The sequence below is a fragment of the Parasegetibacter sp. NRK P23 genome (assembly GCF_023721715.1).
Classification (GTDB): Bacteria; Bacteroidota; Bacteroidia; order Chitinophagales; family Chitinophagaceae; genus Parasegetibacter.
On record NZ_JAMDLG010000001.1, the window covers coordinates 3,578,853 to 3,603,841 of the forward strand.

Genomic DNA, 24,989 nt, shown 5'->3' on the forward strand with positions numbered 1-24,989 from the left:
CATTGGGGTTACTAGCGCTTAGGTATATCCTTTATTATCCTGTAAGGGAAAAAATAAAAATGTAATAGCGTAAACAACTGTTTGGTAGGTAAAAGTGTATGGTCATGTGCCCGAATACGAATAAAGGCGTTGTTTCCATAATGATCGGGGATGAACCGGGCGCGTCGGATATTTTTGTGTTTCCGGATGTTCATGACCGTTACCGAAGCGGACCAGCAATGGGATATCTTCTTTTTTGAGGGGTAGTTCCGGCGGAAGATGGGTTTTGCAGTGGAATGTGTCAAAACCCCGAGGTCACTCCTAGGTACTTCGGGCGGCGGGTGCTTCGCGGGCCTACTGCATACGCTTTCCAATGTGTCAATACGGGTGCGCCTATACACAACTTCCTGTCTTCTGTTTAAAAAAAGTGGTTGCATTATTTATTTTGGCTGGACAATAATTAAGCGTTTATACCTAAATGTTTTTATTTTTGGTCACTGGTGAACATACTTAGAGAAAATTGTATTTATTTGATACTGTAATGATTAGTTGAGCATTATTGGCCCCAGCCTGAACATATTTTTATGAAGAACCGGATATTGTTCGCGGAGGACGATCCCTTTAATCGTCTTGTCTTTAACGCGCTCCTGAAAAATGAGCCGTACGAAATTACCTGGGTAGAAAATGGCGAAGCAGCCATTGATACCTTCAGGAATTCCTCTTTTGATCTTGCCATTATAGATATCCGGATGCCGTTGAAGGACGGGTTCGAGGTAGCTTCTTTTATCCGCGCTCAGCCGGGAAGCGATTTACCTATCCTTGCCTTAACAGCTGACAATTCACCCGCTGAAAAAAGGCGGTGCCGGGAAGCAGGCATGAACGCGTTTTTATCCAAACCAGTTCCCGGTAATCAGCTATTGGAAGAGATCAACCGTCTCCTGGTTGGGTCGCCATCAGAATAACCCCTTTAATGATATGTTTCACGGCTTCTGTTGAAAAACACAAGCATCGGAGGATTTCAGTCAAGCAATAATACACCTAAACCATAGTCGAATGAAGACCATTTTTACACTTTTGGCCTTAACTATTTCAACCCTTATTTGCGCGCAGTCCAATACCGCCATCAGTCTCGATGGTACGGACGATTACCTGTCTATTCCAGCCTCCGCGTCCGTGAGTCAGCTCCCGGAGTTTACCGTTGAGGGATGGGTATACTGGAACGGAACCGGCAATGGCTGTATGTATGCTGAAACAATTGCTGGAAGTAATGATCCTGTATTCAGCATTGTGGCGCGTTCTGCCGACGGTGGCCGGCTTGCGCTGAAATTGACAGATGGCACAGGAACCGGCCTCAATATTCAACCGGCCACGGGTACCATCGCCACCAACCGGTGGGTGCACGTAGCGGTGGTACGAACCTCTGGTACAAACCTTAAAGTGTACATCGATGGGCAACTGACGGATGACCTGAATTTCACCGCGCCAAGTTCCTGGACGCCTGATGCCGTTAGCGCCGGTGTGCGCCGTTCAGCAACAAATACTGATTTTTTCAGCGGCAGGATGGATGAGCTACGGCTGTGGAGCGTCGCCCGCACACAGCAGCAAATCAAAGCGAACATGCTGGGCAAGGGACTGAACAATGATATGCCTTCACTCGTTGCCAGTTACCGCTTCAATGAGGGTTCGGGTACCTCAGCCTTAAATTCCGGCACGGTAAATACAGGTGTTGACGCCACGCTGATCAACGGTGGAACCTGGGTGGCCAGCCCAATCCAGTTTACGGCGAACGCCTTGCATTTCGACCAGGCGAACGATCGTTTCGGGGCTCCGGTCGCTACCACAGCAACCACCAATGTTACCATGGAAGCCTGGATTTACCACAACGGCGGCAGGGGCACGGACCATATGATCATGACCAATGGAGTAGCTAACTCTAACGGTTATGCGTTATTTATCAATACCCAGCTCCGGTTGCTGGTCTCGGTAGGTAACGGTCTTTATGGAACAACATTTTATGTTCCCACCGACCAGTGGTGCCACCTCGCTATGGTGTTCAGTACTACCGGGGTTACCGTTTACGCCAATGGCACACCTATCTACACCAATAATGTACTGCCTACGACACCCGTGGGTTCATTTGTGATGGGATACAGGGATGGATTCGGCCAGCCTTACGATGGGGGTATAGACGAGGTCAGAATCTGGAATGTTGCCCGCACCCAGTCTGAGATACAGGCAGCCATGTACGGAGAAATCGATCCCGCAACACCGGGCCTTGCCGCATACTATACTTTTAACCAGGGTGTGACCGATGGCGACAACAGCGGCCTTACAACCGTTGTTGATCAGGCGGGAAACTTCAATGGCACCATTACGAATTTCGCGCTGACCGGCACGACTTCAAATTACATCGGGCAGCAAAACACACTATCGGTATTGCCTGTGCGCTGGCAGTCCTTCACGGCAACTGCGGTGAACGGGAACGTGATGCTTAACTGGGGCACCGCCCAGGAGATCAATACCCGCGACTTCACGGTGGAGCACAGTACGGACCAAACCAACTGGCGGGGTATCGCAACAATAGCCGGTGCGGGCTCCAGCAACAGTCCTAAGGATTATCATTACAGGCACGACGCTCCTGCTGCGGGCCGTAACTATTACCGCATCCGCCAAACGGACCTTGACGGGGCATATACCTATTCCGAACTACGGAGTGTACTTATCAATAAAACCGCAACAGCGTTGAGGGTATTGGGCAATCCTGTCAGTCATGGCACGCTGAGGTTCAGCCTGTCTGTTGACCGTGCAACACAGGTTACCCTCTATCACGCGGATGGCCGTGCCGTGTGGAGCGCAAAACTTGGCGCCGGTATTCATGAGATTCCTGCCACAGGATTACCAGCCGGAACTTATGTGTTGCGTTGCGCCGAAGGCAGCCAGCAGGTGCTTGTGCACTAGGCGGGCTGAATAGCCGGTAGTTAAAGCGCTGTGGCGCATGGCATATGGAAATGAGACGGACCCCCGAGCCGTTTCATTTCCATTTTTTTATTATCGGGTTATCTAAAAATTATCCGCCGTTCCCCGCGGCATATGAATACATTATTGAGCTAATTTGAGCACCTCAAAGAAATTAACTTCTTCCCGCTCAACCATTGGAAGTTGCAGCTTACAAACCATCAGGATAAAAATCTTCTTCCTGAAGCGCCGCCTTAATTATAGTGGTATAGTACTATGAGCGCACCGGCCGCTAATCATGTAGCGCTATTCCTTTTCTTGATAGGTATATGAAGTTTCAGTTAAAATTTGAATACTAAGGATTAAAATGCGTTAACGCACCAACGCAAACGTTTGATACTTTTATTATCATAAGAAAGGCCATCAACAACAGACTAACGATTTTTAGAAATATCGCTTTCTTATCAGCTACCAATAACGCCCCTACTCCAAGTTTAGCTTGTTAGATGCATAACATGTCCTTGAAAATATAGCCATTTTCAGGATGGCATCGCTGTGCCCGCGAGTAACATATACAATAACCATCAAAACGAACAGATCATGAACTTCTGGACCAAAACGCTACTGCATTACCGGCCATGCGCCACAGCGAAGAAGATACGGGAACCCCTGGTACCATTACTGCTCTTGCTTTTTACGCTGCTTTCACAGATGGCCATCGGGCAAACGAAGTTTACGGTGAAAGGAAAAGTGACTGGAGAGAATGGTGCTGCGCTGGCAGGTGTGAGCGTGCTTGAAAAGAATACCAGCAATGGCGTGACCACCGGTACCGATGGGACTTTCTCTATTGACGTAAGCAAGCAGAACGCCATACTTACCGTGAGCTTTGTTGGCTACGAAACCGCGGATGTAGCCGTAGGCAACAGGCTGAACATTAATATTACACTGAACCCCGAAGCTACCAGTCTTACTGATGTGGTGGTAATCGGTTACGGCAAGCAGAAGAAAACCGAAGTAACCAGTGCCGTGGCCAGCGTGAAGCAGGAAGATTTTACCAAAGGTTTCGCACGCGACGCGGGTCAACTGATCCAGGGTAAAGTGGCGGGCCTTGCGATCTCCACTTCAAGTGGCGATCCCAATGCCACCACCCAGATCTCTTTGCGCGGAAACAGTACCATTACTTCTTCCACGCAGCCACTCATCCTGATTGATGGTATTCCGGGCGCGATCAACTCGGTTGCGCCGGAAGATATTGAGTCGGTGGACGTACTGAAAGATGGATCCGCCGCCGCCATCTACGGCACGCGTGGCACCAACGGTGTAATCCTGATTACGACTAAGAAGCGCAATGGTAACCGTCCGGCAACACTCACGTATGATGGGTATGTAAGTGTTCAATCTATCGCCCGGAAAATGGAGTTCCTCGATGCCGCCGATTACAGAAGGCTCATCGCGGATGGCTTCTTCCCCTCCAATCAGAAATATGATTATGGCACCAGCACCGATTGGCTGGGCGAAATTACCAGAACGCCCGTGAGCCAGACGCATAACCTTACTTTACAGGGCGGAAACGGCCAAACCAATTATGTGGCTTCCATGAACTACAGGCATTGGGAAGGTCTGTTCCTCCGCTCCAACAACCAGCAGTTCACCGGTCGTTTGGAAGCCAACCATTCCATGCTGGATGGTAAACTGAAATTCAACGTTGGCGTGATTTCCAGGAACCGGAAATATTTTTCCGGCCCCAACTACAGCTATATCTACCGCCAGGCCATCATCAGGAATCCTACCGATAGTGTGTACGATTATATGGGAAGATGGAAAGAAGATCCCAACGGCTACAACTACGATAACCCCGTTCGTCCCATAGAAGAAGTGGAAGGCGAATCGAAAATGCAGGAAACCAGGCTGAACGGAAGTGTGGTGTTCTCACCCATCCGCGACCTGAATTTTAAATTGCTGGTATCAAATGTAAAAGAGAACTGGCTTACGGGTTATGCCGAATCCTTCGACCATCGCGCCTCCGTAATTAATGGAAGAAGAGGATATGCTTCGCGAAGCACTAGTCTGCGCGACGACCGTTTGCTCGAATTCACGACAGATTATTCGAAGTCCTTCGGTTTGCACAAAGCCACTGTTCTCGGCGGTTACAGCTACCAGGATGTGACCAACGAAAGTTTCGAAGCATGGAACTCTCACTTTCCCACAGAACTTTTCACTTACAACGAACTAGGCGTGGGTGATGCTTACAAGCAGGTGAACATCCCCGGTATCCCGGCCAGGCCATACGGTATGGAAAGCGGCAAGAACAACTTCCGCCTCATCGGTTTCTTCGCCAGGGTGAACTATACTTTTAACGAGAAATACATGTTGCTGGCCAGTGTGCGGAGAGAAGGTTCCACCAAGTTCGGGGAAAACTACAAGAACGCCACCTTCCCCGCGGTATCCGCGGGATGGCGCCTGAGTAAGGAAAGTTTTATGCAGAACGTTACTTTCATTGATGACCTTAAATTCAGGGTGGGATTCGGTGTAACCGGAACCGCGCCCAACAACAACTACGATGGGCTCATCAGTTACGCATACCAAACCAGCCGCTTCCTCAGCAACGGGCAATGGGTACAGCCACTGGTACCTACCCGTAACCCCAACCCGAACCTGCGTTGGGAAAAGAAAAGCGAATACAACGCCGGACTTGATTTCGCCATGTTCCGCAATAAGCTCAGCGGTAGCATAGACCTGTACCAGAGAACTACCAACGATCTGCTGTACGACCTGCCCGTGGCCACACCGCCCAACCTGGTGGGTACCACCAGAGCCAATGCCGGCACCATGAAGAACAAAGGGGTGGAAGTATTGCTGAACTATAATTTCATCAACACCAAAGATGTTGGCCTGGATGCGAACATCACTTACTCTTTTAATAAGAACGAACTGGTTTCCATCAACAGCGACCTCGCTTCCTCTACCGTTACTTTCTTCAATGCGGGTTATACGGGAGAACCTATTCAGCTCGCCACCCACAGGATTGAGGTAGGACAACCGGTGGGTAATTTCTTCGGCTACAAATCCATCGACATCGACGAGAACGGTAAGTGGATCATCGAAGGCGAAGACGGCAAGCCGAAGCCGCTGGCTTCCGCCAGTGATCAGGACAGGAAAATACTGGGCAACGGGCTACCCAAACATACCGCGGCCATGAACGTTTCTTTCCGCTACAAAAGGTTCGATATGGCGCTCAACATGCGCGGCGCATTCGGTTACCAGATACTCAACTTCCAGCGGCTGTATTATGAAAACCCCACCATCAAGCAATACAATATGCTGAAAACCGCGCTTGATCCGGTGTATGGCAAAACCATGCTGAACAATCCGCTCACTTATGTTTCCTATTATATCGAAAATGGTGACCACTGGAAATTCGACAACATCACGCTGGGCTACAATATTCCCGTGGCCAACAGCAAATATTTTAAAAACGCAAGAGTATATGTTTCAGGGCTGAACATGCTGGTACTTACCGGTTACAAAGGCATTGATCCTGAACTGAGCCGTGGCGGACTGGATGCCGGAAACGATTCCCGCGATAAGTACCCCACCACCCGCACTTATACTTTTGGCGTAAACTTCACCTTATAAACGATAACCATGAAAAGAAGCCTATATAAAGGAGTGGCCACAGTAAGCATCGGCGCTTCCATCTTATTTTTTTCCTGCACCAAGCTGGATACCAAAGTGTACGATGAGATTCTGGAATCTTCCTACCGTCCTACGGAAGGCGATATTCCATCTATTATTGGTCCCGTATATACGCAGATGCGCGGCATGTTCGCAGGATGGCAGGGACATTTTGATTTGCAGGAAGAACCCGGAGATATCATTGTAACGCCCACTCGTCCCAACGGATGGGACGATGCAGGCACTTATAAAAGAATGCACCGCCATGAATGGAGCACCACCGAATGGCAACCCACGAATTTGTGGAACAACTGCTACGCGGGCATCAACAGCGCCAACAGGGTGCTTTCCCAGATCGAGAATGGTTCCATTCCCGTTACCACCAATAAGGAAGGACTGATCGCGGAACTGAAAACCGCGCGCGCTTTCTATTACTCCTACCTCGTGGATACACACGGAAACGTGCCCATCGTGTCCGATTACCTGGGCGGAACCCTGCCCAAACAAAGCACCCGTGTGGAAGTGTACAACTTCGTGGAAAAGGAATTGCTGGAAAACATGGATAAGTTGTCTGAAGTTGCGGACGCAACTACTTACGGCCGGTTCACGAAATGGGGCGCGAAAGCCATCCTCGCCAGGCTGTACCTGAATGCAGAGGTATATACGGGTACTGCGCAATGGGACAAATGTATCCAGCAATGCGATGACATTATCGGCAGCAATAAATATATTCTGGAGCCCAGCTACAAAACTAATTTCCAGACCACGAACGAAGTATCGAAGGAGAATATCTTCGCCGTGCCCTACGATGAGGTGTTCGCCACGCAGTTCACCATCCACATGAAAACGCTGGCCACCGCGCACCGTGATGTGCTGGCCATGGCCGCGCAACCCTGGGGTGGCAACTGCGCCGTTCCACAGTTCATCAACACCTATGATCCCGATGATTCCCGCCTGAAAGATACCTGGATTATGGGACCGCAGTACAGTGTAAGAACCGGGCAGCTTATTCTTACCTACACCAAAGATGTGCCCAGCATCAACCAAACCGGGTTCTTCGATGGCTACAGGATTGGTAAGTATGAAATTAAAGTGGGTGCCACCGGCGGACTAAGTACCGATTACCCGATCTTCCGCCTGGCCGATGTAAAAATGATGAAGGCCGAATGCCTGCTCCGCAAAGGACAGGCCGGTGATGCAGCCACCATTGTGTCTGAAGTGAGAACGCGGGCATTCGCGGCGAACCCCTCCAAAGCGACTGTAACAGGCGCCCAGTTGCAACAGGGCAGTTCCTACAACTATGGCTTCTGGGAGAATGGCGCGGTAGTAAATCCCGAAGGGGGAGCCGATATTCCTTTTGGAAGATTCCTGGATGAACTGGGTTGGGAATTTGCGGCGGAAGGCAGAAGAAGAAGTGACCTGATCCGGTTCGGGGTGTTCCACCGCAAAACCTGGTTCAATCACCGTCCGAGAACAGATGGGAAACCGAGGTTCCTTTTCCCCATCCCGCAGGGAGAACTGGATAAGAACCCTAACCTGAAACAGAATCCCGATTATATACAGTAAAATATTGCAGCAGTTGGTTTCGTATATGGGAGAGGCTGTCTCGTTGAGACGGCCTCTTTTTTGTTGGGTAGTTGTTATTGCGGGAGCAAAGCGTTAAGTGGAAACCGCTCATCACGTAGGTGGTTGAACAGTGCCAATGGTGATGGCTTTGCGGTAAATAAAAAAGGTATGCCGTTCAACAATCGGCATACCTTTTTTGGGGTTTAGAACAAATAGTTTACAATTCAGTATAAGTAAATTTCATTTTATAACGTAAGTCTATTAACGGTCCCATAGAAGAAGAATGGTATGTTTCAGTGGCGCTCACCTCTGCAGGAAGGCCGTTGGCGTTCATGGTATAGGTATAGTTGGCGGTCCTTGTAAGGTATAATTTCTGGTACTGATTATCTGGTATCCAGGTCTCAACTTTTAAAAGAAGATTTTTAGAGAACTTTCTAAATAGAAACTGAAAGCCATAGCCATCATAGTCTCCAAAATTTTTCAGCAGATTGAGCTTATTGTTATCATATTCGAAAAGCAATACTTTTTTAATTGTAGAGGATCCCTTGTCGTACACTTCAGCTTTTACCAGATTTTCTCCTTCATAGGAATAAACGTAGCGGTTTTCTTCTTTACGGAGAGGAACCAAAGGATCATCTGAATGTTCAATCCAACTTGAATTTTCTGCTGTAACATAACCTTCAGTGTTCAACGTATAAGTTTCCAGAGTGGAGTACGATAACCTGGAGTCTTCCTTTTCAATTGATTCATAGGATACGGGCCAACCGGATGCTGCCAGCTTTAAGGTGATGGAGTCCACCCATGGCTGATCCCTGGGTGTTCCTATCATGATTACTTTCTGGTTATCATAGGATACCTTTAAGGTACCTGATTCTTCCCCATTTTCATCAAACTCCTTAAATTCTTTAAGCCCCCTAGCTGAGTTGTACAGAAGCTGGAAGGAATAAGAAAGATCCGGATAGGTTTCGTTTATCTCTTCAAATTTGGTCAGTAAAAGTTTTTTACCATCCGGCGATTCAATGATGGATTGAATCACCGCCGGGGGGATTGGTTCGGTGGTTTCAGGAATTTCGTCAATACCTTTTTGGCAGGAGGATAAGGAAAACAGCGCAGCCAGGATAATGGCGGTTAAGGCTAAATGTTTCATCTCAGGGATAATATTTTGCGCAATATATTGCTATTCTTTTAAATGTAAAAGTGGCGGGGTTTGTTGTAGTGTGCAACCCCCGAAAAAATTTAACCCTTCCTTCACCCTTATCCTTCTATCTTTGCCGCTGCATGAAGAAGGTGTTATTGGTTCTCTTATTGCTCAACTACATCAACACAACGATGTTCTTCCCCGTTATCGAGGAAGTGAACACCGCTGTTGATGCCCTGGGGTATTATGATGAAACCAATTCCATCGTAGAGCTCATCAAAAAAGAAATGTTCGGCAAAAAAAGCCGGCATGCAGATGATGAAGACAATGACCAGCCGCTGGCTCCGGCATTAAGAAGCATCACGGTTTCCGCGGTGGTACTGGCAGACCCGCTCAGGCTGCTGCCCGCATTTAATCCTTCTTTACCAACACATGATCCGCTCGTGGAAGACGCGCGCGTAAGTGCAGGCTTTCTTTCCAGGTTCTCTCCGCCACCTGATGTTGTTCCCTGTTGATCGTCCTCTTTTAGTAACGCCAACGGCGTAATTCCTTATTTAATTTAATGCAACATGGAACTCCGAAAGTATTCCTTTTGGTTTCCGCTGTTGTTGTGCATGGGCTGTGCCGGAACACTCCGGTCGCAGGATACTTTACGCATAACGCTGCCGGAAGCTGAACAGGTATTTATGCGCGGCAACCTGGAACTGCTGGCGGAAGCCGCACAGGTGAGCGCCGTAAAAGCACGGGAAATACAGGCCCGGCTTTACAACAACCCAACTATTACCGCGGAATGGAACCTGCGTGATCCCGAAAACAACAAATGGCTGCATGTAGGCCGAACAGGGCAGCAGATATTTGAGATAGAGCAACTGATTATATTGGGGGGAAAGCGAAAAGCGGAACTTGCGCTGGCGAAAGCCAACACGCAGGTGGCTGCGCTCAACCTGGAGGTATTGCTCCGCAACCTTTTGCTGCAACTGCGGCAGCACGCCGCCAACCGGTATATACTGGAACTCAGTCTGAACCGGTACGCACAACAGATTACGCAGTTCAGCGACCTCGTAAAGCAGGTGGAACTACAGGTGGAAAAAAAGAACATGCCCGCCCGGGACCTGCTCCGTTTGCAATCCACCCTACTGCAACTGTTACAGGAGCGGGCCGCGGCTGAATCCGCCCTGAGTGAAACGGATGCCGCGGTAAAACTGTTACTGGGAACGCCACAGCCTGTAAAGCTAACGTTACCACCTGCTGCAGGCACAGCATCCGAACCTCCGGTGGTGGATAGTCTTATCGCCCTTGGACTCAGCAACAGGCCCGAGATCCGGTTGGCGAAAGCCGGTAGTAACCAGGCCGCCGCCGCACTGATCCACGAAAGAAAACAGGTGGTACCCGACCTGACCGCCTACGCGAATTACGATCGCCAAAGCGGCGCTTTCCGCAACGAATTCAATATGGGCGTGGGTATACCGATTCCCGTTTTTTCAAGGAACCAAGGCAATATCCGCGCCGCTAAGTTTGAGCAGGAAGCCACACAGCATAAAATGACGCTGGAGCAGCAACGCATCGCCGGAGAGATCACGCGTGCCTGGCAGCAATACATGGTGCGGAGGAAAGTATGGGAGGAAAGTATCCGCACCACCGAATCCACGTTGTCGGAAGTAATGAGCGCGGCACTCGTCAATTACCGGAAAGGCAATATCTCCCTCATCGAATTTATGGACATGTACGAGTCGGGCATGGAGGCGATGCGAAGCAGGATCGATATGCAGTCCGCCCTCTTGGATGCCGCCATTCAACTCGATCATTCGGTGGCGGCTGAAGTATTGCCGCTCTCCGCATTCCTGAACCATTCAAACATCAAACAATGAACCCAAACAACAGCATAAAACTGTTACCTGTATGCGCACTGCTTTTATTGCTGGGCGCGGCATGTGGTACCGGAAGTAAATCAAATGAATCCACTGCGAAGATTGATACGGCAAAAACGGGTTTTCAGCCTTCCTGGATTCCGGTGGAAAGCGGTCCCGTTACCACCAACCTCAAACTTTTTGGAAAAATCGTTTCAGCCAACCATGCCAGGGCGCAGGTGTATCCCATGGTGGAAGGATCGGTGTCCCGCACCAATGTGAGCCTTGGCGATGAAGTGAAAAGAGGTCAGTTACTGGCCATCATCAAAACGGCCCGCTTCGCGGAATTGGAAAACGAACGAATGGAAGCGCTCAACCGCATTTCGGTCGCCGAAAAAGAGCTGGAGGTTGCGAAGCAACTCATGGATGGCAAACTGAATACGGAAAGAGATGTGCTAATTGCGGAATCGGAACTGAGTACCGCCCGTTCCGCTTTGAAAAAAGTGGATCAGACCTACGCTACGTTGCTGCAGAAGGCCGGTGGCGATTTTGAGGTACGTGCCCCCATGGCTGGTTTTATCGTGGAGAAAAACATCAACGAGAACATGCAGGTTTCGGTAGACAAGATCGGCAACCTGTTCTCCATCGCGAGAATTGATACTGTATGGGTGCTGGCCAACGTGAACGAAAGCGATATCGATAAGATCACCATGGGCATGGAAGCGGACGTGCAAACCCTCAGTTACCCGGGAAAGGTATTCCGTGGAAAAGTAGACAGGATCTACAATTTCCTGGATGCGGAAACCCATTCCATGCAAATTAGGATGAGCATTCCCAACCCGGGACTTTTGCTGAAACCGGAAATGAGTACTACCGTGCTCGTGAAATACATTGAACCCCGGAGCCTTCCCTCCGTGCCTTCTTCAGCGCTTATCTTCGATGAAAGTAAGTACTGGGTACTGGTGCGCGATGAAAAGGGCGCGCCGCACATCCGCCAGGTGGAAATCTACCGGCAAACCAACCAGCGTACCTACCTCGAGAGTGGGCTCAAGGAAGGAGAAGAAGTGGTGGGCGAGAACCAACTCCTATTGTACAACCAGCTTAAAAATTAAACATGAACAAATTGATAAGGGCCATCGTCGGTTTTTCGTTGAAGAACCGGGCGACGGTGATTGCTATGAGCCTGCTGCTGGCCGTGGCAGGTTACTGGGGCTATACAAGGATGCCGCTGGAAGCCTTTCCCGATGTTACCAATACACAAATAATTGTAGTAACGCAGTGGAACGGACGCAGTGCCGAAGAAGTGGAACGCCTGGTGACCACACCCATTGAAGTGGCGATGAATGCCACCCAACGCAAAACGGACGTGCGCTCCGTAACCATGTTCGGACTCTCGGTCATCAAAGTGATCTTTGAAGATGATGTGGAAGATTTTTTCGCCCGGCAACAGGTGAACAACCTCCTCGGTAACGTGGAACTGCCCGATGGCGTGCAGCCTGAAGTGCAACCCCCATACGGGCCAACAGGAGAGATATTCCGCTACCTGCTGGTAAGCAACCAGCGCGATTCGAGGGAATTGCTCAGTTTACAGGACTGGGTCGTAGACAGGCAACTGCGGGCCGTTCCCGGCGTGGCCGATATCGTGGCCTTCGGCGGACAGGAAAAAGTATATGAGATCGCCGTAAACCCCGTCAAACTGCAGAGCTATGGCATCAGCGCGGGGGATGTATATGAAGCCGTCGCGCAAAGCAACCTCAATGTTGGTGGCGATATCATGCAGAAGAACCAGCAGGCGTTCGTGGTAAGGGGCATCGGTTTGCTCCATTCCATCCAGGACATTGAGAATACCATCATCACCAATATGAACGGTAACCCCGTGCTGGTAAAAATGGTTGCCGACGTACGCATATCCAGCGCGCCGCGCGTGGGACAGGTAGGTTACAACAACCAGAACGACGTGGTGGAAGGCATCGTGGTGATGCGCAAAGGCGAGAACCCCTCCATCGTGTTGGAAAAAGTAAAGGAAAAAATTGAATACATCAACAAACAGGTGCTGCCTTCCGATGTGAAGATGAAAACCTTCTACGACCGGCAGAACCTGATCGACTACTGTAAAGACACCGTATTGCACAACCTCGCGGAAGGGATCATACTGGTTACGGTGATTGTTTTTCTTTTCATGGCCGACTGGCGCACCACGCTTATCGTATCCCTCGTGATACCGCTTGCACTGTTGTTCGCATTCCTCTGCCTGCACCTGCGCGGTATGAGCGCCAACTTACTCTCGTTGGGGGCGGTGGACTTTGGGATCATCATCGACGGAGCCGTGGTCATGACGGAGGGCATCTTTGTGGCGCTCGACCACCTGGCGCACAAACATGGGATGGAAAGGTTCAATAAACTGGCCAAACTGGGGCTGCTCCGGAAAAAGGGAACTGAAATGGGCAAAGCGGTTTTCTTCTCCAAACTCATCATCATCACCGCATTGCTACCCATCTTTGCTTTCGAAAAAGTGGAAGGGAAAATGTTCTCTCCACTGGCTTTCACGCTGGGGTTTGCCTTGCTGGGGGCCTTGCTTTTCTCGCTTACGCTGGTTCCTGCACTGTGTTCGCTTTTGTTAAGAAAGAACGTGAAGGAGAAACACAATCCCATTGTGAACTTTTTCAACAACATTGTAGCGAAAGGATTTGCAGGTGCCTTCAGAAGAAAGAAACTTACCTTAGGCATAACCGTTATCATATTGAGTATTTCACTCTATTCTTTCAGGTGGCTCGGCAGTGAGTTTCTTCCACAACTGAACGAAGGGGCTTTGTGGGTAACGGCCGAGTTGCCCATGAGTATATCCCTCGAAGAAAGCCTGAAAGTAACCGAAGAACTGCGCACGGAGATGGGCAGGTTCCCCGAAGTACGACAGGTATTGTCGCAGGCCGGCCGCTCCAATGATGGAACCGATCCCAACGGGTTTTATTTTGTGCAGTTCCAGGTAGACCTTAAACCGAAAGAGGAATGGCCGGAAGAAGGCACCGTAGATGATTTTATACGGAAGATGGATGCGAAACTCCTGCAATGGCCGGGAATTACCTACAATTATTCACAACCTATTATCGACAATGTTTCAGAAGCGGTTGCTGGTTTCAAAGCTTCCAATGGGGTGAAAATATATGGAGCGGACCTGCCAGTACTGGAACAGTACGCCAAATCGGTGGTGGAGCAATTGTCGCAGGTAGAAGGCGTACGCGACCTGGGCATCATCCGCAACATTGGCCAGCCGGAGATCAGTGTAGTGCTCGATGAAGAGAAGATGGCCATATACGGCGTGAACAAAAGTGACGCGCTGGGCGTGATAGAAATGGCCATAGGCGGCAAAACCGTGACACAGAAATACGAAGGCGAACAGCGGTACGATATACGTGTACGCTATGATACGGCTTTTCGTAAATCGGAAGCGGACATCGAGTTGTTGCAGGTGCCTTCGGCTACGGGAAAAACAATTTCCATCGGGCAGATCGCGACTGTTTCCACGGTTACCGGTCCCGCGTTCGTGTACCGGGAAAACAACCAGCGCTTCATCGGGATCAAGTTCTCCGTCCGGGACCGTGACCTCGGTAGTACCCTGGCCGAAGCCCGGGAGAAAGTGGGTGCAACGGTGCAGCTTCCTGCGGGTTACAGCATGAGCTGGGTAGGTGAATATGAGAACCAGGTGCGGGCCAGCGGAACACTTGCACAGGTGGCGCCCATCAGCCTCCTGCTGATACTGGGCTGGCTCTTCATTATGTTCGGCAACATGCGCGACGCGGCCCTGGTGCTCACCAACGTGCCCTTCGCCCTGATAGGCGGCATACTCGCCCTGCATCTTACTGGCACCAATTTCGGAATATCAGCGGGCGTGGGCTTTATCGCGCTGTTTGGCATCTGCGTACAAAACGGCGTATTGCTGATATCCGCCATCAGCAACAACCTCAAGGCTAAATTGGATATGAACGATGCCATACGGCAGGCCGTGCACGAAAGAACAAGACCGATTGTGATGACTGCGTTGATGGCTTCGTTAGGACTTTTGCCTGCTGCTTTGTCTTCTGGCATCGGGTCCGAATCGCAGAAGCCGCTGGCCATCGTTATTATTGGCGGGCTCATTACCGCAACGGTATTGACGTTGCTGGTGTTTCCCGTGGTGTACTGGTGGGTGAACGGCAGGAAATATTACCGTACACTGAAATCGGAATAGCATCAGGTATAAATTAGTGAAAAACGAATCCGGGCGAGACCGGCAGCAACCGGTCTCGCCCTTTACATACCGCGTTCACTATCCGGGCAATACTGACCAGCATCATCTTTCTTCCTGATACAAATCCTGCCGGTCCTGTATCTTCATGCTATCTTTGCGCCACAAAATCCTCCTTACCATGCCCGGTTATACTTCCGCATCAGCAGCCGTAAAAAAAATCAAATCCGGAGATCGTGTATTCCTTCACGGTAGTGCCGCAACCCCTGTTGTTCTCATTAAAGCCCTGCAGGAAAGACATGCTGAATTGAAAGAAGTGGAACTGGTGAGCATTACCAACCTCGGCGATATCAATTTTGATGATCCGGTAAGCCGTGAAAGTTTCTTTTTCAACTCACTTTTCGTGAGCGCCAATACCCGTGCTGTAGCCAACAGTGCTTACGGCGATTATGTGCCGGTATTCCTCAGTCAGATTCCAAGCCTGTTCCGGAAGGAAATACTCCCGGTAGATGTGGCCCTGATCCAGGTTTCTCCACCCGATGCACATGGTTATTGTTCGTTGGGCACTTCTGTGGACATCGCGATAGCCGCGGTGGAAACGGCCCGCTATGTGATCGCGCAGGTGAACGCGAAAATGCCCCGAACCTCGGGAGACGGGTTCGTACACATCAGCCGGATCAACGAAATGGTGCAGCACGATGCGGAACTGCCCGAAGTGGATTACTCCGCCAAAGCTTCCGCTGCCAGTGAACAGATCGGCAGACACGTGGCTTCCCTTATAGAGGATGGTGCCACACTTCAACTGGGTATCGGCAGTATCCCCGACCAGGTATTGAAGAACCTTCACGGCCACAAAGACCTGGGCCTGCACACGGAAATGATGAGCGACGGCGTGATTGACCTGATTCAGAAAGACATCATCAACAACAAAAGAAAGAAGAACAACCCCGGGCAATCGGTTACCAGCTTTATGCTCGGCACCAGGAGGTTATACGATTTCGCGCACGATAATCCTGCCATCAAAGTGAGGGACATCAGTTATGTGAACGATACCAGCGTGATCCGTCAGAACCCCAAAGTAGTGGCCATCAACAGCGCCATTGAAGTGGACCTCACGGGGCAGGTATGCGCTGATTCCATTGGTACTTTCCAGTATTCCGGTATTGGTGGCCAGATGGATTTTATGCACGGCGCGGCTTTGTCGGAAGGCGGAAAACCTATTATCGCCATGCCTTCCACCACCTCAAAAGGCATTTCCAGGATCGTCCCATTTCTGAAGGAAGGGGCGGGCGTAGTTACTTCCAGGGGACATGTACACTGGGTGGTGACCGAATACGGGATCGTGAATTTGTTCGGGAAGAATCTCAGGCAACGCGCGACGGCGCTGGCCAGCATCGCGCACCCGGACCACCGGGAATATTTGGAACGGATGATCGCGGAGCGGTTTAAGTTATAGGATAGTGGATTTAATCTTCAGGATTATGCTGGTGAAGATGTTTTGTAAAGGAGGTTAAATTGATCACTAGGGGTGCTTCTTTTAATGACTCAATATGCCATCAATCTGGAAATGCTGAATTAAAGTTTTGCATGGATATTCTTGGACATTTGAGGAGGTAGTTATAGATTTGTGTTCCCTATCCTATGGAGGTCCAATATTAAAGCAGATATCCTTTTTCTAAGTTTTTAATCTATAACTATGTGGATTGGATTATCTGTTCCTTCGTTGAGATTTTTTTGTCTTTTCATTTTCACATCGCTTAGTAGTCTAAACTCATTTTCTCAGCCTTCCATCTTCTCTTTTTATCCTGCAAGCGGTAATGCCGGCGCACTCATTACTCTATATGGAAAAAATTTCAGTACTGTTCCGGAACAAAACATTGTAAAATTTGGGGGAACAAACGCTGTTGTTCATGCTGCTACGGGCAGCAGCCTAAAGGTATCCGTTCCCTCTGGTGCAGCGTATCAACAGATATCTGTGACCACGAACGGGCTAACATGTTATTCGAACATACCTTTTACTTATACCTTTCAGGGAGGGGATGAAATAGGAAAATCTTCCTTTCAAGTCAGGAAAGAAGCTGTTATAGCGGCCCCCCCGCATGGTCTTGCATCTGGTGATCTTGACGGGGATGGATACCCTGATGTAGTTGCAGTAAAGGGAGAGTACCCATACGGAGTGTCTGTGTTAAGAAATTTGTCTGCTAACGAACCTTTTGCTTACTCGGAAGTGGTTAATCTTCCAACGGAATTAGCTCCTTTGTTCTTGTCGCTTGGTGATGTTGACGGCGATGGAAGATTGGACATTGCGGCTACGAATAGTGAATCACACACAGTATCTGTTTTTATCAATACATCACTGGCTGGACAGATTTCTTTTTCAGAAGCCGGAAGCTTTACAACTGGTTCAGGGCCCGGATATCTTTCAGTGGGTGAATTAAATGGCGATGGGAAACCAGATATTGTGGTCGCAAACTTTGTCGCACATACAATATCCATCCTGTATAATTTGTCTGAGGCAGGTATTGTTTCTTTTGGAAATCGTGTTGACTATCCAACAATGCCTTATCCTGATCGTATTATACTTGCAGATTTAGATGGAGACTACGATGAGGAAATAATTGTAGGCAATAGCAATGGCGTTGAAGTATTTAGAAATGGGTATGCTGAAGGAACAGGAAGCTTTGAAAAAAGTTTGACACTTCCGGGCAGGGGTGTGTTAGCGGCGGAATTGAACGGAGATAATAGCCTGGATCTTATTTCAATAAATGCTGACGGGAAGTTGAATGTATTTATGAATATTGGAGTTCCTCAGGTTTTGTATTTTCAGGAATATTCATATGATCTTCCCCCTTCTCCGGCAATGCTTATTGCCAATGATTTTAATGGCGATGGTAAAGTGGACATTGCGGTAAATAATCAAACTGACTCGATTGCGTTTCTGAAAAACTACTCTGGGTTTGGCGAAGTCATGTTTTTGAAAGGTGAAAATGTTATAGGTTCTTTTAATTTGGACCGTTCTTTTCTAAGTACAGATGTAAACAAAGATGGCCGTCCGGATATAATTGGAGGAAATCAAAATGTATCAAAAATCGTAGTGCTAAAAAACACTATTGATGCGCCAATTATTAGGAGTTATTCCCCATCAAGCGGTCTTGCCGGAACAGAGGTGTCATTAAAAGGACGAAATTTTACTGGGGTAAGAAGTATAACTTTTGGAGGGGTTGCAGCAAGTGAATTTACTATTGATTCAGATAGTGCAGCCACTGCTATTGTTGGAGTTGGGGGGACTGGTTATGTAATGGTTGAATCAGATGCCGGGGTTGATAGTCTGCAGGGATTCACTTTTTTATATCCGCCGGCTATTGAAAAATTCTCGCCACAAACAGCTAGAAGGGGAACAGTTGTTACTATTGAAGGAACCTCATTTCACGAGGTGGCAGATGTGTTTTTCGGAGGGGTCAGCGCAAAATCCTTCGAAGTGTTATCATCAACACGTATTAAAGCTACTGTAGATGATGGCGCTTCAGGTGATGTGAGTTTGTACACTCCCTTCGGCAATGCAAAGAAGGCAGGATTCTATTTCCTTTCACCGGCAGATGTTCCTTTAATTTCAAGTGTTACTCCATTGTCTGCGGGATATGGAAGTGTAGTTGTTATAAATGGAGAAAATTTTAATGCTGTTGCTGCTGAAAACATTGTTTATTTCGGCACCGTAAAAGCTGATGTTATTGCTGCTGATACAAATGCATTAAGCGTAATTGTTCCTTTGGGTGCAGCCAATGATTTTGTAACTGTTACCACTAATCGGCAGACTGCATATAGTCCATTGGAATTTTGTGCAACGTTTCCTGGTTTAGGTGTTTTGGATGTGAATTTGATAGAGCCTTATAAAGCCTTTTTAGGTGGAATAAATTCCGGAAATAATTGTAATGCTGATATAGATGGGGATGGAAAGCCTGAGATACTTTCACTTGGTGCAAATGGTGTTCTATCGGTTTTAAGGAATACAAGTACTCCCGGTGTTGTTTCATTTGCCGCTAAGGTTGATTTTTCAACCGGCGCTTCTCCATTCGATATTGCAACCGCAGATATTGATGGGGATGGAAAGCTTGATGTAATCGTTGCCAATGATGGCGGGTCTTCCGTATCTGTTTTAAGGAATTCTAGCACTGTAGGAATTATTTCTTTAGCACCTAAAATTGACCTGCCCGCTATCAGTCATTGCAGGAGCGTAGCGACAGCTGATTTTGACCGGGATGGCCGGCCTGATATTGTAGTTTGTAATGCGGCAGTGGGAAAGTTGTCCGTTTTCAGAAATATTTCAGAGGAAGGTGAAATTTTGTTTGGCGAAAGAGTAGATTATGAAGCTGGTAAAGATCCATATTCAGTAGCAGTTGGTGATTTGGACGGAGATGGGAAGCATGATATAGCAGCTGTAAACTACAGCAACGGAACTATTTCTGTTTTTAGGAATACATCTGAAGAACAGAATATAAGTTTTGTAAAAGAATCCGATATCAAGATAAACGCTTCACCAAATTCTTTGCAAATAAAAGACATGGATGCGGATGGGAAACCAGACTTATTAGCCAGCCATAGCCTTTTTGACCCAGGATTGATCTCTCTTTGTAAAAATGTTAGCACACCTCGAAATATAGTCTTTAATGAAACGGTGAATTTGGTTGCAGGAGTGGTGCCCTCTGATTTAGCCATAGAAGATATGGATGGTGATGGAAAACCTGATATTCTTGCGAGCTTGGCTGGAGGCCAGAATGGTGTCGCTATCCTTAAAAACAAAAGCACTTTAAGTGGCTTTTCATTTGAATCAGCTCAGGATGTAACATTAGGATCTGAAATTTTTTCTACAGCCTTATCAACTGGCGATATGGATGGGGATGGGAAATCTGATATAATAATTACTGACTATGACTACCGTTCTAATTATGCGTTTGTGGCTATATTGAGAAACGCAATGTCTGAACCTCGGATAATAGCAAATGGGAGTAATCCTGTCAGCGGATTTATAGCAAAATCGATGAAATACGATTCAGAAGTAAAGGTATATAATGGAAGTCCTTTTGTTCAACGCCATTATGATATAGAGCCAGAAAACAATGCCGCTTCAGCTACCGGGCGCGTGACGCTTTATTTCACTCAGCGTGATTTTGATAATTTCAATTCTCATCCACTTAGGGTTGGATTTTTACCAAGAAATCCCGGCGACATAAGTGCAGAATCCAATTTGCGTATTTTTCAGTTCCATGGAACCAGCCTAACCGGTGAACCTGGAACATACTCTGGCCATGTAGTGGAAATCGATCCTCCAATTAACCAGATTATTTGGAATGAAACAAGCGGTTTGTGGGAAATAAGCTTTGATGTTAATGGGTTCAGCGGATTTTTTGTTGGCACCAAAGATGCCTCTATTTTGTCTTTATCTTTAAGGGTGTTTTCGGCGCAAGTGAAAAGTAAACTAGTGGAGTTTTCGTGGGAAACAGTGAATGAAGCAAACGTCCTCTTTTTTGAATTACAAAAAAGTGCTGATGGGTATAACTTTGGTAAAGTGGCTCATGTAGAAGCTATGAATATACAGCATGCATTTTATCAATATTTAGATAAGCCGGGAGATTTAAAGCTTTATTTTTACCGGCTTAAAATTGTTGAAGCCGATGGTGCGTATAGTTTCAGTAAAACCTTGGCGGTAAGGGCGACCGAACTAAATGACATAAAGGTATTTCCCAATCCTGCAAGCAGCTTCTTTTATGTAGAGCATGCCCCTGTTGAGCCGGGAACATTTATTCTGATTATGGATGGAACCGGCAGAGTTGTACAACGTGTCCAGACTTCTAATAACTCAATTAGGACTAAGGTTGACATTCAGTCTTTCCCTCGTGGTGCTTATCAGGTTGTTTTAAAAAATAGATCAGAGCTGATTCCCTTAGGAAGAATTTTAAAGCAGTAGGTATTTAGTTTGCTGCAGCACAGGTTAGATCACCATAAAAGTGGATAAACGCGTCGCGTTAAAATTAAAGAGTGACGTGGTTATCTGTCTTGTCAAACGGATTCGTTGAATGCATCAGGCAATACTTACCGTTTCCTTTGGGCACCCGCGAATGGATTTACCCCCAACACAGACGGGCACAATGATGTCTTTTTCATCAAAGGATTTGGTATCCGGTTGGTAAAAAAGTTGCAGGTATTTGACCGCTGGGGGCAGCTCGTGTATTCCGTTGCGAATATTGCCCCGAACGATGCCTCCAAAGGATGGAACGGTGCCGTAAAAGGCAGGATGCCACAATCCAATGCTACTTTCGTATATGTGGTGGAAGCCGAGTGCCATGAGGGGGGAACGATATTGCTGAAGGGAACGGTTACGGTGGTGCGCTAGCGTGGTTGTCGGCATTGCAAATTTCCTGTTCTTGCCTTACTTTTGCCGCAAACGACCATTAAACCCCGGCCGCAGATGCGCTTATTCATACCCTGTCCCATTGCTGTCCTGCTGTTCGTTGCAGTTTTTTTACCCTTGTGTACAAGAGCGCAGGAAGCGTTTCAGTATAATTCTTCTTTGGCCGATACGGCCGCGAAGGCGCAGCTTTTCCTGCTCACCGCCCGCAAGTTCGAAGCGGATAAAAATAACCTGACGGGGACCTATAAAAAAGAACTGGAGAAAGAATACGCGGAGCGTTTCAACTATATCCGTAAACTTTACGACCAGCAGGAACTGATGCTTGACGGCGAAGCCAAAACTTACCTCGATCAGCTTTCCGCCAGCATTCTTCAACACAACCCGGAGGTGGCCCTCCTTCAGCCCAGGATACTTTTTTCCCGGAACCATGTGCCCAACGCGGCAAGTTATGGAGAGGGCACTATTCTTTTCCATGCGGGACTCTTCAGCAGGCTGAAGAATGAAAGTCAGGCGGCATTTGTGCTTTGTCATGAACTTGCGCATTATTACCTGGATCATTCCAACAAAAGGATTGCACAGTATGTGAATACCGTGAACTCCAAGGCGTTCCAGCAGCAGTTAAAGGAGATCCAGAAATCGGAGTATATGAAGAATCGCGCGGTGAATGAACTGGCGCAGTCCGTTTCTTATAAGAACCGCAGGCATGGGCGGTACAATGAATCTGAAGCCGATTCGCTGGCGCTGGAATTTCTCCGGAGGACGAATTTTGATATACGGGAATCCCTGACTGCCCTTGCATTGCTGGACAGCATTGACGGGCATAAACATCCCGGACTTTCGGTGAAGGAAGTATTTAATTTTCCGGAGTACCCCTTTAAGGAACGTTGGATCAGGCAGCCCTCCAGGTCGTTGGGGGAAGCGATGCTGCAGGCGGGTGCAGGTTCCGCTAAGGACTCCGCTGCCGCGGATTCACTAAAGACGCACCCCGATTGCAGTAAGCGTATTGCCGATCTCACTGCTAAAGTGAATGCTTATCATACACAGGAAAAACAACGCTTCGTGGTAAACAGCGCCACATTTGAAAAACTTCGCCGCCGCTTCGATTACGACATCATTGATTATTGCTTTTTCAGCAAAGAAACCGGTCGTGCGCTTTTTTACGCGCTGCAATTGTACAGGAAAGAAAACAATAGTCCATACCTGGCCACCATGATTGGAAAATGCCTCAATCAGTTGTATGATGCGCGCGTAGAGCATGTGATGAGTAAGCATGCTGATGCGCCACATCCTGAAATGGAGCAGGAATACGCTGAATTTCTCCGCTTCCTGCAAAACCTTAGCCTGACAGATATCGCCTCCCTGAATCATTATTTTATGCAGCGGGAAAGTTCAAAGTTCCGGCATTATAAAGATTTCCAGGAAGTGATGGCAAGGGCTGCGGCCAATTTTAAGACCCAGTCTTCCACCAATTAATTATATTCATCTAAACCCTTAATCCCAAAGTAAACATGATCAGGAAAATTTTATCAGGATTGCTGCTCTGCGCATTGCCCTTCGCGCACCAGGCCCAGCAAAAGTTATCGATTGACAATATCCGTTCGGTTTCGCTCCGGAATTTCGGAACCATTGTGGAGTCGGAAGAAGTGAAAGGCTACTTTGTATACTATATCTCTGATAAGGTAGACAAGAACACCAATGAATATACCATTCAGATCATCGATGAAAATCTTGCACCCATCAAGAACATCGTTTTTCAGTCGGATAAGGATGACCAGTTGATGGAAACTTCTTTCAACCAGAATTCACTGATGTTTATGTTCTTCAACAAAAAAATGAAAACATTCACGTCTAAAGTGTATGGGTTGGATGGTAAACTGAAATACACCTATCTGAAGGAGATCGATAAAAGGTCGCTGGCCTATCTTTCCGCGCTTCCGGCTATGAAAATGAATGAAGAGGAAGGGCAGAACAAGTTCCTGTATGACGTGGCCGATAAAGGCTATGTGTCGGTGATCCCTTTGAGGAGCGGAAGGGATTATTCTTTTGAAGTGAACATCTTCCGCAGTGATACCAAAAAGCAGATCACCTATGTGCAGGAAGATGAAGGCTATAAATTTTACCAGGCTTCGTACCTTGGCGCCACATCGAATATTGCGCTGTTTGAAGTGATGAAGAAAGAAAAAATGATGTCCAACAAAATGGAAAGCTCCCTGTTGGGCATCGACCTGTCCAATGGCCGTAAGGTGTTTGACATCCGGGATGATCTTACAAAATATAAGTTTCTGCCCATCAACATTTCCACACTTACAGGGACGAACAATATCCTGATACTGGGTACTTACTACGATAAAGACGCAAAACTGGCCAAAGACGCCACATTGGGCATAGCGGCCGTTACCATTGATCCGAAGGGGAAAATCGTTTCCCAAAAATACAACAGCTGGAGCTCCGATTTCGCGAAGCATCTCCCGGTAAGTTCCAAAGGAAAAATTGATGATATCGGATACCTCTATTTTCATAAAATCATTCAGACGGAATCAGGCGAAATATTCGCGGTGGGGGAAGGCTATAAACGTGTGGCCAGCGCCGGTGGTATTGCCGGAACCGTGGCCCTGGCGGCAATGGGAGGATACAGCAGCTCGGTGAGCACAACCCGCCTGGATATTACCGATATGGTACTGGTGAAGTTCAATAAAGAATTTGATATCCTGGAAGCAAAAGTGTACGATAAGAACAAGAACCGGTTTTCACTGCCCGGTGGCGATTTTGTATCGCCGCACCTGCTGGCACTGGGCGCGAAAACAATGGGCGCTTACGATTATGAATTCACCCGTACAGATAAGGATCATACCCATTTTGTAGTGGGTTACAACGATTATGAGAAAGGGAAGGACTACAAGGGAACTGTTTTTCATAGTATTTCCTACAACGGAGGAAAACTTACCACTGATAAAATCAACCTTAAATCTTCTGCCAGTTCACTTCGGGTGATGCCTGGAAAACCTGGTTTCATATTCATCTCGGAGTATTTTAAGAAAGATAAAAAAGTGGACATGCGTTTGGAAAAGATCAACTAAGAAAACACATTGCGCTAATGAAGAGCATATCGGCTGAATAAAAGCTGGTATGCTTTTTTTGTGCTCTTTTTTCAGATTTCCCGGTGATTGTATGCCTGTTGTTGCGTTAAAAACACCGAAGGGT

14 protein-coding genes are annotated in these 24,989 nt (G+C 47.8%); 13 read left to right on the top strand and 1 reads right to left on the bottom strand.

The features are described 5' to 3' along the window. Positions 1-563 precede the first annotated feature (563 nt). From M4J38_RS14490 to M4J38_RS14505, 4 genes are all read left to right on the top strand, one after another. Positions 564-941 (top strand): response regulator, encoded by a 378-nt coding sequence (locus M4J38_RS14490; protein WP_251760362.1) that lies wholly within the window; start codon positions 564-566, stop codon positions 939-941. Between the two features lie 91 nt (positions 942-1,032). Further along, positions 1,033-2,937, top strand: coding sequence for a LamG domain-containing protein (locus M4J38_RS14495; RefSeq protein ID WP_251760363.1), 1,905 nt, complete (start codon positions 1,033-1,035; stop codon positions 2,935-2,937). A 597-nt stretch (positions 2,938-3,534) separates the two neighbouring features. After that, positions 3,535-6,570: a SusC/RagA family TonB-linked outer membrane protein gene (locus M4J38_RS14500; RefSeq protein WP_251760364.1), complete on the top strand. Its 3,036-nt coding sequence runs from the start codon at positions 3,535-3,537 to the stop codon at positions 6,568-6,570. Between the two features lie 9 nt (positions 6,571-6,579). After that, positions 6,580-8,175, top strand: a complete 1,596-nt coding sequence (locus M4J38_RS14505) for a RagB/SusD family nutrient uptake outer membrane protein (protein WP_251760366.1) — start codon at positions 6,580-6,582, stop codon at positions 8,173-8,175. Between the two features lie 217 nt (positions 8,176-8,392). Here M4J38_RS14505 and M4J38_RS14510 read toward each other — a convergent pair whose 3' ends face one another. After that, positions 8,393-9,322: a hypothetical protein gene (locus M4J38_RS14510; protein WP_251760369.1), complete on the bottom strand. Its 930-nt coding sequence runs from the start codon at positions 9,320-9,322 to the stop codon at positions 8,393-8,395. A 131-nt stretch (positions 9,323-9,453) separates the two neighbouring features. Here M4J38_RS14510 and M4J38_RS14515 point away from each other — a divergent pair, with 131 nt between their 5' ends. The 9 genes from M4J38_RS14515 (at position 9,454) to M4J38_RS14555 (ending at position 24,865) form a co-directional block, all read left to right on the top strand. Next, positions 9,454-9,828: a hypothetical protein gene (locus M4J38_RS14515; protein WP_251760371.1), complete on the top strand. Its 375-nt coding sequence runs from the start codon at positions 9,454-9,456 to the stop codon at positions 9,826-9,828. A gap of 54 nt (positions 9,829-9,882) precedes the next feature. Further along, entirely contained in the window at positions 9,883-11,181 is a 1,299-nt protein-coding gene (locus tag M4J38_RS14520; RefSeq protein ID WP_251760372.1) for a TolC family protein, read from the top strand. Then, positions 11,178-12,272 carry an efflux RND transporter periplasmic adaptor subunit gene (locus tag M4J38_RS14525; protein ID WP_251760374.1) on the top strand — a complete coding sequence of 365 codons (1,095 nt, stop codon included), beginning with the start codon at positions 11,178-11,180 and terminating at the stop codon, positions 12,270-12,272. The genes M4J38_RS14520 and M4J38_RS14525 overlap by 4 nt, the downstream gene beginning before the upstream one ends. A gap of 2 nt (positions 12,273-12,274) precedes the next feature. Further along, a complete protein-coding gene (locus M4J38_RS14530) occupies positions 12,275-15,385 on the top strand; it encodes an efflux RND transporter permease subunit (protein ID WP_251760375.1) in 3,111 nt (1,036 codons plus the stop codon). A 178-nt stretch (positions 15,386-15,563) separates the two neighbouring features. Further along, positions 15,564-16,838, top strand: coding sequence for an acetyl-CoA hydrolase/transferase family protein (locus tag M4J38_RS14535; RefSeq protein WP_251760377.1), 1,275 nt, complete (start codon positions 15,564-15,566; stop codon positions 16,836-16,838). 240 nt (positions 16,839-17,078) lie between these two features. Beyond that, positions 17,079-21,344, top strand: a complete 4,266-nt coding sequence (locus M4J38_RS14540; RefSeq protein ID WP_251760379.1) for an FG-GAP-like repeat-containing protein — start codon at positions 17,079-17,081, stop codon at positions 21,342-21,344. A gap of 105 nt (positions 21,345-21,449) precedes the next feature. Further along, positions 21,450-21,770 (top strand): gliding motility-associated C-terminal domain-containing protein, encoded by a 321-nt coding sequence (locus M4J38_RS14545; protein ID WP_251760381.1) that lies wholly within the window; start codon positions 21,450-21,452, stop codon positions 21,768-21,770. 75 nt (positions 21,771-21,845) lie between these two features. Then, entirely contained in the window at positions 21,846-23,261 is a 1,416-nt protein-coding gene (locus M4J38_RS14550; RefSeq protein WP_251760382.1) for a M48 family metalloprotease, read from the top strand. A gap of 35 nt (positions 23,262-23,296) precedes the next feature. Continuing rightward, entirely contained in the window at positions 23,297-24,865 is a 1,569-nt protein-coding gene (locus M4J38_RS14555) for a DUF6770 family protein (RefSeq protein ID WP_251760384.1), read from the top strand. Positions 24,866-24,989 lie beyond the last annotated feature (124 nt).

Coding starts and splice junctions, on each gene's coding strand:
- M4J38_RS14490 (WP_251760362.1), top strand. CDS start 564: ATGAAGAACCGGATATTGTTCGCGGAGGACGATCCCTTTAATCGTCTT.
- M4J38_RS14495 (WP_251760363.1), top strand. CDS start 1,033: ATGAAGACCATTTTTACACTTTTGGCCTTAACTATTTCAACCCTTATT.
- M4J38_RS14500 (WP_251760364.1), top strand. CDS start 3,535: ATGAACTTCTGGACCAAAACGCTACTGCATTACCGGCCATGCGCCACA.
- M4J38_RS14505 (WP_251760366.1), top strand. CDS start 6,580: ATGAAAAGAAGCCTATATAAAGGAGTGGCCACAGTAAGCATCGGCGCT.
- M4J38_RS14510 (WP_251760369.1), bottom strand. CDS start 9,322: ATGAAACATTTAGCCTTAACCGCCATTATCCTGGCTGCGCTGTTTTCC.
- M4J38_RS14515 (WP_251760371.1), top strand. CDS start 9,454: ATGAAGAAGGTGTTATTGGTTCTCTTATTGCTCAACTACATCAACACA.
- M4J38_RS14520 (WP_251760372.1), top strand. CDS start 9,883: ATGGAACTCCGAAAGTATTCCTTTTGGTTTCCGCTGTTGTTGTGCATG.
- M4J38_RS14525 (WP_251760374.1), top strand. CDS start 11,178: ATGAACCCAAACAACAGCATAAAACTGTTACCTGTATGCGCACTGCTT.
- M4J38_RS14530 (WP_251760375.1), top strand. CDS start 12,275: ATGAACAAATTGATAAGGGCCATCGTCGGTTTTTCGTTGAAGAACCGG.
- M4J38_RS14535 (WP_251760377.1), top strand. CDS start 15,564: ATGCCCGGTTATACTTCCGCATCAGCAGCCGTAAAAAAAATCAAATCC.
- M4J38_RS14540 (WP_251760379.1), top strand. CDS start 17,079: ATGTGGATTGGATTATCTGTTCCTTCGTTGAGATTTTTTTGTCTTTTC.
- M4J38_RS14550 (WP_251760382.1), top strand. CDS start 21,846: ATGCGCTTATTCATACCCTGTCCCATTGCTGTCCTGCTGTTCGTTGCA.
- M4J38_RS14555 (WP_251760384.1), top strand. CDS start 23,297: ATGATCAGGAAAATTTTATCAGGATTGCTGCTCTGCGCATTGCCCTTC.